At 64.6% G+C, this 15,153-nt stretch carries 12 protein-coding genes and 1 pseudogene; 4 read left to right on the top strand and 9 right to left on the bottom strand.

Annotated elements, in window-relative coordinates:
• Window positions 1–14: 14 nt before the first annotated feature.
• Genes AC1DUR_RS10905 through AC1DUR_RS10895 form a run of 3 tightly spaced genes read right to left on the bottom strand, consistent with a single transcriptional unit; the run spans window position 15 to window position 3,068 of the window.
• On the bottom strand, window positions 15–605 hold the full coding sequence (locus tag AC1DUR_RS10905) for a twin-arginine translocation signal domain-containing protein (protein WP_477716282.1): 591 nt from the start codon (window positions 603–605) through the stop codon (window positions 15–17).
• Window positions 606–632: 27 nt separating this feature from the next.
• Entirely contained in the window at window positions 633–1,538 is a 906-nt protein-coding gene (locus AC1DUR_RS10900) for a SphA family protein (RefSeq protein WP_477721601.1), read from the bottom strand.
• Window positions 1,539–1,592: 54 nt separating this feature from the next.
• Window positions 1,593–3,068 carry a benzaldehyde dehydrogenase gene (locus AC1DUR_RS10895; protein ID WP_477721600.1) on the bottom strand — a complete coding sequence of 492 codons (1,476 nt, stop codon included), beginning with the start codon at window positions 3,066–3,068 and terminating at the stop codon, window positions 1,593–1,595.
• A gap of 278 nt (window positions 3,069–3,346) precedes the next feature.
• Here AC1DUR_RS10895 and AC1DUR_RS10890 point away from each other — a divergent pair, with 278 nt between their 5' ends.
• Window positions 3,347–5,248: a sigma-54-dependent Fis family transcriptional regulator gene (locus AC1DUR_RS10890; RefSeq protein WP_477721599.1), complete on the top strand. Its 1,902-nt coding sequence runs from the start codon at window positions 3,347–3,349 to the stop codon at window positions 5,246–5,248.
• 70 nt (window positions 5,249–5,318) lie between these two features.
• Here AC1DUR_RS10890 and AC1DUR_RS10885 read toward each other — a convergent pair whose 3' ends face one another.
• The 3 genes from AC1DUR_RS10885 to AC1DUR_RS10875 form a co-directional block, all read right to left on the bottom strand.
• Window positions 5,319–7,529, bottom strand: coding sequence for a malate synthase G (locus AC1DUR_RS10885; protein ID WP_477721598.1), 2,211 nt, complete (start codon window positions 7,527–7,529; stop codon window positions 5,319–5,321).
• 56 nt (window positions 7,530–7,585) lie between these two features.
• Window positions 7,586–8,314, bottom strand: coding sequence for a haloacid dehalogenase type II (locus tag AC1DUR_RS10880; protein ID WP_477721597.1), 729 nt, complete (start codon window positions 8,312–8,314; stop codon window positions 7,586–7,588).
• Window positions 8,315–8,648: 334 nt separating this feature from the next.
• The gene (locus AC1DUR_RS10875) at window positions 8,649–9,377 is read right to left on the bottom strand and encodes an IclR family transcriptional regulator (protein WP_477721596.1); all 729 of its coding nucleotides are present in this window, start codon (window positions 9,375–9,377) and stop codon (window positions 8,649–8,651) included.
• A 111-nt stretch (window positions 9,378–9,488) separates the two neighbouring features.
• On the opposite strand from AC1DUR_RS10875, the pseudogene AC1DUR_RS10870 reads away from it, so the two are divergent.
• Both AC1DUR_RS10870 and AC1DUR_RS10865 read left to right on the top strand, forming a co-directional pair.
• Window positions 9,489–10,322, top strand: a pseudogene (locus AC1DUR_RS10870) (hydroxymethylglutaryl-CoA lyase); the annotation flags it as partial.
• 102 nt (window positions 10,323–10,424) lie between these two features.
• A complete protein-coding gene (locus AC1DUR_RS10865) occupies window positions 10,425–11,657 on the top strand; it encodes a CaiB/BaiF CoA transferase family protein (protein WP_477721641.1) in 1,233 nt (410 codons plus the stop codon).
• Between the two features lie 285 nt (window positions 11,658–11,942).
• Here AC1DUR_RS10865 and AC1DUR_RS10860 read toward each other — a convergent pair whose 3' ends face one another.
• The 3 genes from AC1DUR_RS10860 to AC1DUR_RS10850 form a co-directional block, all read right to left on the bottom strand.
• Complete coding sequence (locus AC1DUR_RS10860; RefSeq protein WP_477721595.1) at window positions 11,943–12,272, bottom strand: collagen-like protein; 330 nt, start codon at window positions 12,270–12,272, stop codon at window positions 11,943–11,945.
• 190 nt (window positions 12,273–12,462) lie between these two features.
• The gene (locus tag AC1DUR_RS10855) at window positions 12,463–13,788 is read right to left on the bottom strand and encodes an Ig-like domain-containing protein (RefSeq protein ID WP_477721594.1); all 1,326 of its coding nucleotides are present in this window, start codon (window positions 13,786–13,788) and stop codon (window positions 12,463–12,465) included.
• Window positions 13,789–14,132: 344 nt separating this feature from the next.
• On the bottom strand, window positions 14,133–14,951 hold the full coding sequence (locus AC1DUR_RS10850) for a hypothetical protein (RefSeq protein ID WP_477721593.1): 819 nt from the start codon (window positions 14,949–14,951) through the stop codon (window positions 14,133–14,135).
• Between AC1DUR_RS10850 and AC1DUR_RS10845 the strand changes: the two genes are divergently transcribed.
• Entirely contained in the window at window positions 14,950–15,129 is a 180-nt protein-coding gene (locus tag AC1DUR_RS10845; protein ID WP_477721592.1) for a hypothetical protein, read from the top strand. The two genes, AC1DUR_RS10850 and AC1DUR_RS10845, sit on opposite strands and share 2 nt — an antisense overlap.
• Window positions 15,130–15,153: the final 24 nt, after the last annotated feature.

The following is a 15,153-nucleotide window of genomic DNA, read 5'->3' as shown; positions in this document are numbered from 1 at the left end:
TCGAATGGTGATGTTCAGCGTGTCGGCAGCGGTGCGTTGCCCAGGGACTTCAGGCCCAGGCGCTTGGTCATCGGTCCGTCATAGCCAAGCGGTGCCCAGCTTGCCGGATTCGCCCAATACGACAGCTGGATCAGCTTTTTCAGCCCCACAGTCAGGCCGCGTTGCGGCGGCAGTTCCGAATTACCCCAGGCATCGCAGAACTGCGTGGCTTCGGCGTCATCGAGCGCGGTGAAACGCTTTTTGTACAGGGCCACGGGGCCGTCGTTGAAGTACTGCATGCCGCCTTTGAGGCCCGTCAAAATATGTGGTGCCATGGTGGCCAGCAGCGCGCCGTCCAGCGTTTGCAGCAAGCCGTCCGGCGTCCACGGGACCAGTGGACTACCGGCCACCGGCAGCACCACCTGGGCCAGCCGCGTGAAGATGGCGGCTTCCGCTTCGTTGATGAACTTCACGCCGGGAGGCAGGGCCGCAAGGCTGGCGCCACCGGCCAGTGCCGTGATGGCACCCGCGCCGGAAAAGCGCAGAAAGTCGCGCCGCTGCAAGCGACCGATGGCCGCGACCACCGTGCTGAGGTCGGCGGCCTGGTGATGAGAATCGAATGGCATGGTGTCTCCTTGGCTGGGTTTTGCGTCTTAGAACGGCAGGATCATTTTGACCTTCAGCGCCGCGCCTTCAGGCCGGTTTCGAACCGCGAAGTCCTGCTGGAACTTGGCGGTAATGAAGAAACCCGAAGGGCTCTGGTACTTGATCGATGGCCCGATAGCCATCGCCGAGCCCTTGGCATTCGGCACGGTCACGCCGGAAACCTTGTCATCGGTGATTTGCTTGTAGGCATAGCCTCCCACACCCGCCGTCCAGCCGTTGCCGAAGCCCCAGCCCAGTGCATAGTCGAAGTGGAACTCCTGGCCGGAGCGGTACTTCGTATCCTTGTTGGAGCCGTTGAATTCGTAGTGCAGCTTGATGTCGGCGTTGATGCCCGACGGCTGTGTGTAGGTGATCGCTGCCACCGGACCGGCAGTCCAGTGGTTGCGTCCCAGGTTGACCAGATCGGTCTTGCTATACGACCCGGTGGGTGCATGGATATCCACCGCCAGGACGTAGTGAAGTTTGTCCGAGGGGTGGTAGGTCAGAAACGGGCCGAAGATGACGTCGCCGAGGCCGCTCTTGTGTTGACTGAGTCCCGCAATCTTGGCATTGATGTCGAGCAGCGGCAGGAAACCGTGAAAACCGAAGTTGCCTCCCAGCATCTTGGTTTCACCGATCCAGATAAAGCGGGGAACGAGGGCCGCGACATCGACCTTGAACGGAACGGGGATTTCGTTGCCGTTGTTGTCGCGCAGCTTGTTCAGGTGGTCGTACGAGGGGTAGAGCAGCACGTAGGTACCTGGGGGAGGCGCCGCACCGGCCAGGAAGTTCTCCGCGCCGTTCGGGTAGGCGCTACCGCCTCCTTCGGTGGCGAAGGCAGGCGTGCAAAGCAAGCAGGCAAGGGCGGCGGCGAGCGTGATGTTTGACCGCAGGGTGTTTTGAAGAGGGTTCATGATTTTCCGGGTTTTTCGGGGGGGTCGGGGGTTTTTGGGGTTGAGTGGCTTGAGTTAGAACGGGTACACGATGGGCTTGTCCATCACGCTGACCCACTGGCTTTGCGTGAACTCCTCCAGATTGGCCGGACCGCCAAAGCGCCCGCCATTGCCCGAGGCGCCCATGCCGCCAAAGGGCACGTGGAACTCGTTGTTCACCGTCTGGTCGTTGATGTGAATCATTCCCGTGTGCAAGCGGTTGGCCAGCGCCATGGCGCGTGAGATGTTGCTGCTGTGGATGGCCGCCGCCAGACCGTAGGCCGACGCGTTGACCAGGGCCGCCGCCTCCTCGTCGGTGTCGAATACGGTGATGGGGGCGACCGGGCCAAAAATTTCATCGGTGAACGCCGGCATGGCCGGCTGCACCTCGGTGAGCACGGTCGGGCGGTAGAGCAAGCCCTCGTAGGTGCCGCCAGTCACCACGCGCGCGCCTTGCGCCACCGAGGCCTGCACGATCTGGTCAATGCGGTCGCGCTGTTTGGCGTTGATGACAGGTCCCAAATGTGCGGGGCCGGCGTGCGGGTCGCCCACATGCAGCGCTTCGGCGCGCTGCTTCAGCCGCTGGGAATAGGCCTCGGCCACGCTGCGGTGCACCAGGTGGCGGCCCGCCTGCATGCAGATTTGTCCCTGGTGCAAAAAAGCGCCCCAGGCACCGCAGGAGCTGGCGGCTTCAATATCGGCATCGTCCAGCACGACGAAGGCGTTGTTGCCGCCCAACTCCAGCGCCACCTTTTTGAGCAAGCCACCGCACACTTCGCCAATTTGCCGCCCCACCGCCGTCGAGCCGGTGAACGAAATCATGTTGACCGCCGGGTGCCGCACGACTGCATCGCCTGTGGCGGGGCCGCCCGGCAGCACATGCAAAACGCCCGCCGGCAGGCCGGCGTCGGCAAACACTTGGGCGATCAACATGCCACCCGTGACGGCGGACTGCGCGTCAGGCTTGAGCAGCACCGCGTTGCCCAGCGCCAGCGCCGGCGCCACCGAGCGCATGGCCAGCAGCAGCGGGAAGTTCCACGGGGCAATCACGCCCACCGTGCCGATCGGCACGCGCCGCCACAAGTTGGTTCGCCCGGGCATGGTCGAGGGGAACATCTGCCCGTTGGCCTGCATCGGCAGCGCGGCGGCCATCAGCATTTGTTCGTAGGTGGCGTTCAGCTCCCATTCGGCCTTGGGCATGATGGAGCCGCATTCGCGCACATTCCAGCCATTGATTTCGCCGGCGCGCTCCTTCAGCAGCCGCGCGGCCTCGCGCATCACGGCGGCGCGTTGGTCAAAGGGGGTCGCGGCCCACGCGGCGCGGGCCGATTGGGCACTCTGCGCGGCACGGTCAACGTCTGCGGTCGAGGCCGTGCCGACCTGGCCCAGCGTGCCGCCGGTGGCAGGCTCCATCACCGCAGCGGTGCCGCCTTGCGCCGCGACCCAGCCGTCGCTGTAAATCTTGCCCGTCCAGTGATCCTGGCTCGGCGGCGGATAAAGAAGGGTGTCCATGTGTTTGTCTCCAATGCTTGTGTTTTTTGATGGATTGGCCGGCTGTTCGGCGCCACCAGTGCTGCCGTCCAACGCAGCCTCTTCCGCAAGGGGCGTGCCACAAAGGCAGTTAACTGCATAAATTGGTAATGTCGTCCGGGTAATTACCATGTTTGGCGGTATTTTCAGGAACTAAACTGCATGTTAGCCCGCCGGGATACCGCCTCAAAACGAGACGAGGGTCTCAAATCGAGACGACCAGAGAAACGCATACGTGCTGGCAGCCCTGGAGACAATCTGTGCAACAAGCGATTACTTTTGAGCCGAACCTCTACGCGCCCGAACGCATCTGGCAAGCGCGTCGGGCCTTCTTTGACGAAGGCAGTGCGCCCGCGGGTCTGATTGACGACCCGGTGCTGCGTTCCTGGCAACGTTGCCAGGGTCAGGGTCGCGGCGCTTCGGAACAGGTGGAATTCGATCCCGTGGACCGTCTCGCGCTGGCCCGTTTGCTGGAGGCCCAGCGCACCTTGCTGGAGGCGGCACGCCCCGAGCTGGATGCGCTCGCCCGCGCGGTGTCGGACGCCGGCTATGCCGTGCTGCTCACTGATGTCCAGGGGCGAGCCCTGGCGGTCGAGGGTTGCACCGACCGCCGTAGCGAGCCGCTACGGCAAGCCTTTCGTCCCGGGGTAGACCTGTCTGAGGCGGTGATCGGCACCAACGCGATGTCGTCGGCGATGACCGAGCAGCGGGTGGTCCGCGTGCTCGGGCCCGAGCATTTTTTTGCCGACAACCAGATCTTTCACTGCTGCGCTGCACCCGTGTTTGACCCGCAGGGGCGCGTGGTCGGCGCGGTCGATATCTCGCGCGACATGCCGGGCCTGGCGGCCGGTGCCGTGGCGTTGACCCAGCGCTGCGCCCGCCGCATCGAGCGCAAGCTTTTCGAGGCGCTCCCGGCATTCGTACGGCTGCGGCTGGAGACGCAGGATGCGAGCGATGAAGCCTGGCTCGCCTTCAACCGCGATGGCAGCCTGCTGGCGGCCAACATCGCCGCGCGCCATCTGATCGATGTCCCTTTTGTTCCGCAGGGGCTGGGCTTCAGCGACCTGTTTGACGGCCGCTTCGATGCGCTCGCCGCTGCGGCAAGCCAGGCGAGCGGCGAACTGAGCCTGCGTCTGCGTGGCGGGGTGCAGTTGCGCGCCCGCGCCTCGGGCGTGCCGCCCATGGCGCGATCCGTTGCCACACCCAACCGTTCAGCGCCGCCGCGCACCGCGCCGAGGCCCGAGTTTGGCGATGTGCCCTTTGCCGCCGACTTTGAACGCGCGCTGCGCGCCTTCAATGCCGGTTTGCCGGTTTTGGTAACGGGCGAAACCGGTGCTGGCAAGGAAGTCGCAGCCCGCGCCCTGCATGAGGTGAGTCATCGCCACGACGGCCCGTTGATAGCGATCAACTGCGGCGCAATCGCTCCCCAGTTGATGGCCGCCGAGCTGTTCGGCCATGTCGAAGGCGCCTTCACTGGCGCCCGGCGCGGCGGCAGCGCGGGCAAAATCGAAGCGGCCCAAGGCGGCACCTTGCTGCTTGACGAAATCGGCGACATGCCGCTTGAGTTGCAGGTCGGGCTGCTGCGCGTGCTCGACAGTGGCGAAGTCCTGCGCGTCGGTGCGACCCGGGCGCTGCGGGTGGATGTGCACATCGTCTGTGCGACCCACCGCGATCTGCGCGCGCTGGTGGCTTCGGGGCTCTTTCGCGAGGATCTCTATTACCGCATCAGTGGTTTCCAGTTGCAGGTACCCCCGCTACGCACGAGAAGTGACTTCAACGCAGTCCTTGACGCCTTGCTGGCGGAGCAGGGCTGCGCGCCGCGGCTGCTCGACGCCGGGCTGCGCCGGGCGCTCAAAAGCAGACGCTGGCCGGGCAACGTGCGCCAGTTGCGCCATGCGCTTCGACTGGCACTCGCGTTGCTGGACGCCGATGAAGCGCTCACCCTGAGTCACTTCCCTGACCATGAACCCGACCATGGACCCGGCCTGGGAGTACCGTCTGCTCGTCCGCGCACCGGTGCACCCGACGACGGGCTGAGTTGGCGGCAGACGCAACAGCAGGCCATCGATGCGGCGCTGCGGCAAACCGGCGGCAACGTCACCGCCGCGGCTGCCTTGCTGGACATCGGCCGCGCAACGCTCTACCGCAAGCTGGCGAAATGATCAACGGCCAACTCGCCCCAACTCGCCGTTAGCTATCCCTATCCCTATCGCTATCGAGAAGATGGCATCTTCAAGCCGAAGCCGTACCCGCCTTGACTTTCAACCGCCACGCATGCAGCAGCGGCTCGGTGTAGCCACTCGGCTGCTCCAGCCCCTTGAACACCAGGTCGCAGGCGGCCTTGTAAGCCGCTGAGGTGTCGAAGTGGCCCGCCATGTTTTGGTAGAGCGGGTCGCTGGCGTTCTGCTTGTCGACCACGGCGGCCATGCGCTGGAAGGTTTCGATGACCTGATCCTTCGCCACGACGCCATGGTGCAGCCAGTTGGCGATGTGCTGGCTTGAAATGCGCAGTGTGGCGCGGTCTTCCATCAGCGCGACGTTGTGGATGTCGGGCACCTTGGAGCAGCCCACGCCCTGGTCGATCCAGCGCACCACGTAGCCCAGGATGCCTTGCGCGTTGTTGTCGAGTTCCTGCTGCTTTTCCGTCGCCGGCCACCTGGCTTCGGCCGCCACCGGAATTTGCAGCAGGTCATTGAGGATGTTGTCGCGTTCCGCATTGGCATCGATCTTCTCGAGCTCCTTCTGCACATCCGACACCAGCACCTGGTGATAGTGCAGCGCATGCAGGGTGGCGGCCGTGGGTGAGGGCACCCAGGCGGTGTTGGCGCCGGCGCGGGGGTGCGCAATCTTCTGCTCCAGCATGGCGGCCATCAGGTCGGGCATGGCCCACATGCCCTTGCCGATCTGCGCCTTGCCGCGCAGGCCGCATGAGAGGCCCACCAGTACGTTGTTCTTCTCGTAGGCGCCAATCCAGGCGCTGGTCTTCATGTCGCCCTTGCGGATCATGGGGCCGGCGTGCATGGCGGTGTGCATCTCGTCGCCGGTGCGGTCCAGGAAGCCGGTGTTGATGAAGGCCACGCGGGCGCCCGCCGCGGCGATGCAGGCTTTCAGGTTGACGCTGGTGCGGCGCTCTTCGTCCATGATGCCGAGTTTCACGGTGTTCTCGGGCAGGCCCAGCAGCGCCTCGACGCGGCTGAACAGCTCGGACGCAAACGCGACCTCCTGGGGGCCATGCATCTTGGGCTTGACGATGTAGACCGAGCCGGCGCGCGAGTTCTTGATGCCGGGCTGGCCCTTGCGCTTGAGGTCATGCATGGCAATGATCGTGGTGATGACCGCGTCCATGATGCCCTCGGGAATTTCCTTGCCGCCTTCATACAAAATGGCCGGGTTGGTCATCAGGTGGCCGACATTGCGCACAAACATCAGCGAACGGCCGTGCAGCGTGACCTCACCGCCCTGCGCGCCGGTGTATCGGCGGTCAGGGTTCAGCCCGCGCGTGAAGGTCTTGCCGCCTTTGCCGACTTCTTCGGTCAGCGTGCCCTGCAGAATGCCCAGCCAGTTGCTGTACGCCAGCACCTTGTCTTCGGCATCGACCACGGCCACCGAGTCTTCCAGGTCGAGGATGGTGGACAGCGCGGACTCCAGCACCAGGTCACTGACGCCGGCCGCGTCGCTCTGGCCGATCGGTGTGCTGCGGTTGATCTGGATGTCAATGTGGATGCCGTTGTGCTTGAGCAGTACCGACGAGGGCGAGCCCGCATCGCCCTGGTAGCCAATCAATTGCGCGCTGTCTTTCAGGGCCGCGCGGCCGCCGTTCGTCAGCGTCACGGCCAGCTTGCCGTCCACGACGGCGTAGCCTGCGGATTCCTTGTGTGAAGCGGCCTCCAGCGGGGCGGCCTGGTCGAGGAAGGTGCGCGCGAACTCGATCACCCTGGCGCCGCGTATCGGGTTGTAGGCCTTGCCCTTCTCGGCGCCGCCGGATTCGGAAATGGCGTCCGTGCCGTACAGCGCGTCGTAGAGCGAGCCCCAGCGGGCGTTGGCCGCGTTCAGTGCGTAGCGGGCATTCAGGATGGGCACCACGAGTTGCGGGCCGGCCTGCTCGGCCAGTTCGGCGTCGACGTCGGCGGTGGTCGTGGTCACGTTGGCGGGCTGCGGCACCAGGTAGCCGATCTGTTCCAGAAAGGCGCGGTAGGCCGGCATGTCGGTGATGGGGCCGGGGTGGGCCTGGTGCCAGCTGTCGATCTCGCGCTGCAGGCGGTCGCGCTCGGCCAGCAGGGCAATGTTTTGGGGGGCCAGGTCGGCCACGATGGCGTCAAAGCCCTGCCAGAAGGCGGCGCTGTCAACGCCGGTGCCGGGCAGCACCTTGTCTTCAACAAAGCGGTAGAGGTTAGTGGCCACCTGGAGGCGGTGGGCAGTGGTGCGTGCTGTGTTGGTGGTCATGGTGGTGGTCCCTTGTGAAAATAAAACGGTGGAGGGTGTGGGGAAATGCGGCGGCGTCATGCCGCAGCGCCAGGCAGGGTTATGCCCGGCAGTGTCAGTACGTCGCGCAGGCCGCTGCCCGTGTATGTCGGTGCTGTGCCAAGCTCTTCAAACGGCAACTGGTAGCGGTTGACCCAGAGCGTCTGGTAGCCATACCAAGTGGCGGCCAGGGCGTCCCAGCCGTTGCAGCTGACAAAAGCGATCTGCCACACCTCCAGGCCGGTTTGTTGCGGGCCCAGTGCATAAGCGTCGGGGTGCGTCTTGTATTTGCGGATGCTGTCCACGCTGATCACATGGTCCAGCAGGCCTTCCAGCCCGGCGGATTTCACGGCCACGTCGAGCATCGACGGGTCGCCATTGGACAGGATGCCGGTGACGATGCCGCGCTTTTTCAGTGCCTGCAGCACGCCCTTGTTTTCAGGAAAGGCCGACAGGTGCCGGTACTGGTTCATGAGCCGTTCCTCGCGCTCCGCCGTGAGGTCCAGCGCCAGGCGCTTGCAGACATAACGCAGGCTGGCGCGGGTCAGATCCCAGAAAGGCCGGTAATGCACGCCGTCATTGCAGGTGGTGACCAGGCGCGTGTATTCAATTTGCTTGTCGCGCCACAGCAGCCCCAAGGTCTGCCCCTGCCCCGGAAAGAGCTGCTCCGCCAGCAAGCCCACGCTGTAGACGTCGAACAGCGTGCCATAGGCATCAAATAGCACGCCCCGGACAGGGACAGGGGCGAGCGTACGGAGTTTTTCCATAACCTCTACTTTATTTGATACAAGGCCAATCATTAATTAACTGAATATCGTTTTATTTGTGACATTTATCCGGGTAGTTTGATGGAGTGTCTGAAGAAATTCAAGGCTCATTCAGTGCTATTTAACTCGTTCTTTATGAGTCTGTGCAGGGGTATGCGCAGCCAGCGTGACCTGCCAGCCCGGCCACCACCGTCGTTAGTCGACGGCCGGCTCGTCAACACCCCGCTGAAGAAACAGTCGCCCCCGACCCGTATTGCGGGGTCCTGCTGCTATTGAAAAGTAGCGTCTGGTGTTTTTTGCTTTTTTGTGTTTTTTGTTTCTTTGTTTGTGTGGCTCACACCTGACCGCTCAGCTTGCGGGCGGCCTCCAGCACCTTCTGAACGTGGCGTTCGTCATAGCGCTCTGCCGGCATGGTCAGCGTCAAGGCCGCCGCCAGGCTGCCATCGGCCTTGAAGACCGGCGCCGAAATGCCGGCCACGCCGGCCAGGCGGTCTCCCATGGCCGAGAAGTAACCCTGCTCCCGGATGCGGGCGTAGAGGTTTTTGTCTTTCGCGGTGAGGCCGGTGGTGCGCCGGAGGCCAAAGGCCATCAGCACGCGGCCGCCGGTGCCCCGGTTCAGCGGCAGCACGTCGCCGGCCTTGATGTGGTCGCGGATCGGATGGGGTGAGTCCACGCGGTATAGGCACAGCCGCGCATCGCCCTGCACCACATGGTAGGCGGCGCTCTCACGGGTGGCCGCCACCAGCGCCCGCATCACGGGCAGCACCACGCGGTCCAGCGAAAACGAGGCGGCGTAAACCGCGTTGAGCCGCGCCACTTCACTGCCCAGCCCGTAGCGGCCGTCCTCCAGTTTTTGAATCAGCCGCGCATGCTCCAGCGAGGCCAGCAAACGCAGCGCCGTGCTTTTGTAGAGCTGGGTGCGGCCGGCCAGTTCGGCCAGGCTCAGGGCGGTATCGCCCTGCTGAAAAGCGCACAGCAGGGTGAGGGCGCGGTCCACCGCCGCAGCGCCACCGGGCGCGGCGTGGCTGTCGGCCAGCGATTCGGTCTGGGCTTTGCGGGGCATCAGTCACTCCTGGTCATAAAACGGGCCGTGCTGCCCGTCGCTTGACAAGCGGCAGGGCATCCATGATCATTTCAATAGAAAGAACAGTGTTCTATCTTACAGAATTATTTTATGAGTGCAGCCATGTCAAACTCTCATGTATTGATCAGTGAAGTCGGCCCCCGCGACGGCCTGCAGTCTGTCAAGGCCACCATGCCGACGGCCGACAAGCTGCGCTGGATCGACGCGCTCTATGCCGCCGGTGTGCGCGAAATTGAAGTCGCTTCCTTCGTGCCGGCCCGGCTGCTGCCGCAGATGGCCGATGCCGGCGAGGTGGTGCGCCATGCGATCACGCTGCCCGGCCTCACGGTGATGGCCCTGGTGCCCAACCGCCGCGGCGCTGAAGCGGCGCTGATGGCCGGCGTGCACAAGCTGACGATGCCGGTGTCGGCCAGTGCCGCGCATTCGCTGGCCAATGTGCGCAAGACGCGCGAAGAGATGGTCGAGGAAGTGCGCGCCATCTCTGACCTGCGCCGCGATCTCGCGCCCCACGTCAGGCTCGAAGCCGCCATTTCCACCGCCTTCGGCTGCACGCTGCAGGGCGTGGTGCCCGAGGACGATGTCATCCGGCTGGCCGCGCAATGCATTGCGGCCGGTGCCGACGAGTCGGGCCTGTCGGACACCGTCGGCTATGCCAATCCGGCGCAGGTACGCCGCCTGTTCCGGCGCCTGCGTGCCGAAATCGGCCACCACGCCGGCGCAGCCCACATGCACAACACCCGCGGGCTCGGCCTGGCCAACTGCCTGGCGGCGTACGAGGAGGGCGTTCGCACCTTCGATGCGTCGCTCGGCGGCCTGGGCGGCTGCCCGTATGCGCCGGGCGCGTCAGGCAACGTCGTCACCGAAGACCTGGTCTTCATGTTCGAAGCCATGGGCGTGCCGACCGGTATTGATCTCGAAAAACTCATGGCCGCGCGCGCGCCGCTGATGGCCGGGTTGCCGGGCGAGCCGGTCTATGGCATGACGCCCGAGGCCGGCCTGCCGAGGAGTTTTGTTCAGGGCGCCCGCATGACGGCGCCTGTCACCCCGGATATTGAGAAAGGCACAAGCAACGACACACCGCTTCCCTACGCCGGCATCCGCGTCGTCGAATTCACCCACATGGTGATGGGCCCGACCTGCGGCATGCTGCTGGGCGACCTGGGCGCCGAGGTGATCAAGGTGGAACCGGTCGAGGGCGACAGCACGCGCCGCCTGCTGGGCTCGGGCGCCGGATTTTTCCCGACCTTCAACCGCAACAAGAAAAGCATTGCGCTCGACCTGAAAACGCCCGAAGGCGTGGAGGCCGCGCTGCGTCTGATTGCCACGGCAGACATCGTCAGCGAGAACTTCAAACCCGGCACCATGAAGAAGCTGGGCCTGGACTACGAGACGCTGAAACAGCGTCACCCGCGCCTGATCTATGTCAGCCACAAGGGTTTTTTGCCCGGACCTTACGAGCATCGCACCGCCCTCGATGAAGTGGTGCAGATGATGGGCGGCCTGGCCTACATGACGGGCCGCAGCGGCGACCCCCTGCGCGCCGGCACCAGCGTCAACGACATCATGGGCGGCATGTTTGGCGCCATCGGAGCGATGGCCGCCTTGCGCCAGCGCGAACGCACCGGGCTGGGCACGGAGGTGCAGTCGGCCCTGTTTGAAAACAATGTGTTTCTGGTGGGCCAGCACATGATGCAGTTCGCCGCTACCGGCCATGCTGCCGCGCCCATGCCCAGCCGCATTTCGGCGTGGGCGGTCTACGACGTGTTCACCGTGAAAGACGGCGAACAGATTTTTCTGGCGGCCGTCAGCGACAAGCAATGGGCGATTTTCTGCAAGGCCTTCAGGCTGGACGAACTGCTGGTCGACCCGCGCCTCAAAACCAACAACGACCGCGTGCGCGCCCGGGAGTGGATGATGCCCATCCTGCGCTCGCACCTGGCCGAGCGCAGCGCGGCCGAGCTCAGCGCGGTGTTTGAAGCCAACGAACTGCCTTTCGCGCCCATCGTGCGGCCCGAAGAACTTTTTGCGGATCCGCACCTGAACGCGACCGGTGGGCTGGCGCCCGTCCGCATGAACGACGGCAGCGCGTCCAAAGTGCCGCTGATGCCCTTCACGCTGGGCGGCAAACGGCCCGGCATCCGGCTGCAGCCGCCGCTGCTGGGCGAGCACACCCGCGAATTGCTGCTGGAGCTGGGCTATGGCGAAGACGCCATCCAGGCTTTCCAGAGCACCGCCCAAACCGCGACTTCGACAAGCTGAGGACAGGCCTGGCCCGACAAACCGGTGCGCATGCCAGCCTGGCCGGAGCCTTCGTGCTCAGCGCCCGCGGCGAAGTGAGCGAGTCGGCGACCGGCACGCTGCTGATGGCGGATTCGCCTGCGCCGGGAGCGCCTTTCTTTGTATTCAGGGTAAAGCCAAAAGCGAAAATCCCCGCCACAAGCTGGGCTGTGGCGGGGATTTGCAGTCGGGTCATCTGCGCGAAGACCACACTGCTCATGGCCCGATATACCTTCGCCCGATACCGTCCGGGCGTATCGGAAACGCTTAGCGCGCGGGCGTCGTCGGAACGATGACCACGGTATCACCGGTCTTGCCGCGCTGGCCTTGGGCCCCGGTATCACCCGTTGCGCCAGTGTCGCCAGTTGCACCGGTGTACCCGGGCGAGCCGGTCGAGCCAGTGGACCCCGTGGAGCCAGTTGCGCCGGTGTACCCCGTTGATCCGGTCGAGCCCGTGGAGCCCGTCGCACCTGTGGGTCCGGCAGGGCCGGGGACCGGCACGGTCACCACGGCCGGGGCCACGACAGCGGCTGGCCTGTCACATGCGGTCAAAGCCAGTGCCGTCAGTGCGGCGGAAAAAACGATTGAATAGTTCATGAAAATTCCTTTGGGTTCTTTGGGTTGTTTGCGGCGGACTGCTCGCCTGTTCAGGCGAGCGGCCGTCCCGCGTTGCATTTTGAAAATGCGCTATCCGCATGCGGTTCCGTTCGATGGCGCACGTCACCCCGCTTCCGTGTTTGCCCGGAACGGCCCGCGCAAGGCCTGCTTCCGCTGCAATTCCTTGATCTCAACGTTGCTGGAACAGCACCAGCTGGATCTCGTTGGCGAGGTTGCCTTTGGTCGCCGTGATGGTGGATTCATAGCGTGCGCCCGGCACCGGCACTTGCGGCCTGAAGCTGAAGGCAAAGTTGCCACCGGCATCCGATCGCAGGGTCTGGGTCAAGATCGGCTGGTTGACGCCGAAGAAGCCGGCCAGCGAGGCGATCACGTGGACCTGCACATCCACTTTCGTGTCCGGGGCGGTACGCCCCCGTACCTCGATGGTGCCGCCGCTGACCTGTGCATTGTTGGCGTGGCTGGTGATCTGCAAGGGCAGTGTGGCGGCCGGCGGCGGAGTTTGCGGACCGGCCACATTGAACACCCAGGTCTGGCGCACGGCGTTGCCAGCCATGTCGGCAGCGGTAACTTCCACCGAGTGGGCGCCGGGCCGCAAATCACCGCGCCAGGTCAGGAATTGGGGCGTGATGCTGGCATTGCGCGTCACGTCCTGGCCGCCGATCATGATCTTCACGCTCCTGGGATCCACGCCGACACCGCCGCTGTCATCAAACGTTGCGGACACCGACACCGGGCCGCTTGCGACGGTCTCATTGTTTTGCGGTGCAAGGTTTCGCACGGTGGGCGGCCGGGCGTCCACCAGCAGCGCCTGGTTCAGCCGCGAGCGGATCGTCTGGCCGTTGCCTTCCAGGGTGGCGACGATGTTGAGCGAGGGCGGGAAGTTGTCGTTGCGGCGTATGGTGTAGGCGCCTTCATAGCGGCCCGGACGCACTTCCTGCATGGGCACGCCCTGCACCACGCCGTCGATGCTCAGCGTGGCGCGCGCGCCGGGTGTACCGGCGGCGGCAAAGCGCAGTTCGGCGCCGGGCTCGATGCGGGCCACCGGTGTGACGGTGAAGCGTTCGATCACCAGGGGTGGGGCGGCAGGAGGCGGTGGCGGGCTGGCTACCGGTGGCGGGCCACCGGCCAAGGCCTGGGTCACGACCTTGGAGGCATTGCGCACACGCAGGGTGGCGGTCGCGGTCGGCTGCGGGCCGAGTCGGTCGCGCCGGCTCAACGTGTAGGAGCCTTCATAAACACCGCGCTCGACTTCGCGCAGCACGATGTTTTTGTTGATGCCGCTCAGCCGGACGCTGGCCTGCCCGCGCGGCGAGCCTTCCAGCGTGAAGCTGAGGTCGCTGCCGGGTGCAAGCTGGTCGGTCACGTCGACCTGGAAGCTGCTGATCTCCGGTGCAAAGCGCGCCTTGGGCTGCGCACCTGCAGGCTGCGGCGCCGTGGCGATGAAGCCGACGGCCAGCAAGGAAATGAGGAGTGAAAGAAATCGATGAACTCGCATGGCTGACCTTTTACGATGAGGTTACTCATTTGTAACTGGCGGCCGGCCGTTCCGACGTAGGCGCACGACCGGACAGGGCGTGAGCGTAATACCCGGCTATTTGCCCGATTTCCGCCCACTTCCGCCCGTCGCCTATGACGCGGTTTGCTGTCAAACAAACAGCTGTCAACGCCCGCAGTTCAGGGGTCTGGCCGGTTGCCATGAACAATGTTGCGCTTCGCCGCGGGTCCTTGAAATCCCCGGGTCCCGGCTGATGCCATGGAGAAACCGGCGTCAAGTCGGGGGCAGGGCCGGAACAGGCCGCTTCCTGATGGCGCCTGCGTGGGGGGTGTCGTCTGCGCTGCTTATGCGCTTCGATTGACCAGAGTGCGTGCGTACAGGGGGTGGCGCATGCTGCGCACCTCGTGCTCGAGGGTCGCCAGCACCTCGCCCGTGTCCAGGTCGGTGATGTCCTGAAAGCGGTACTGGCTTTGGTTGCTTTCCTCGGTGATCAGGTCACGTTCGAGCAGACGCCGGTGCACGCCCGAAAAGTCGGCGATGGCGATCTGGACGTGGTGGCCGTCGAAGGGCGGCAGCACGCGGCCGGTTTCGCGGAATACCAGGCTTTCGCCGAGGCCTATGGGAATACGCGCGAAGGCGCCGGTGGCGTCGTGGCCGCTGTGGGCTGGCGCCGCAAGGACCTCGCGATAGAAGCGGGCGATGCGCGAGGCGGTACCGGGGGCGCTGTCAATTTCCACATAGGGCATGCCCAGCGTCATGCGGCCAAAACGCGCGGGATCTGGCGCGTGCACGCGGATTCGGTTGCCCCAAGGGCAGGTGACATCCACGCATTCGCCGGGGCGGGCAAAGGCAAACTTCGTGCCTTTCAGCCGGGGCGCCACCTGCGTCAGCCGTGCGACCAAAGCGTCCGGATCGGGCAGGACGAGGCCGGTCATGCCGCGCAGCACCTGCGCAGGCCCAACCGGCAAGTGGAACTGGCAGGTGCCGACATTGATCCAGGCGTTGTCCACACCGGTCATCAGGTAGGGGTCGCGGGTGAGGCCCAGGCCCATGATGTAGAAGATGATCGCCTGCTGCTGGTCTGGCACGCGGACATTGACGTGACCGAACTCGACGATGTTGCCGACGTCTTCGGTGGTGCGGTTGAAAACGGAGGGGCTCATGTTTGATGCAAGTAAGGACGTTTCCAATGTAGGCGATGGGGGTCATGGCGTCCATGTCATGGGGGAGATGGGCACCATGTCGTTTCGCAATGTATGCCATGTTCCCGATGGCATGGACGAGTGCGCCATCATTGCCTCCATTTCACCCGACTTTTTGTCACAGCATTTTTTGAAATAGCCGCTTACGCCCGCATTGTCTGGG

This window comes from Polaromonas sp. P4_F4 (assembly GCF_056401355.1).
The sequence above is the reverse complement of the archived record's forward strand: the minus strand, read 5'-3'. Positions and strand labels throughout refer to the sequence as shown.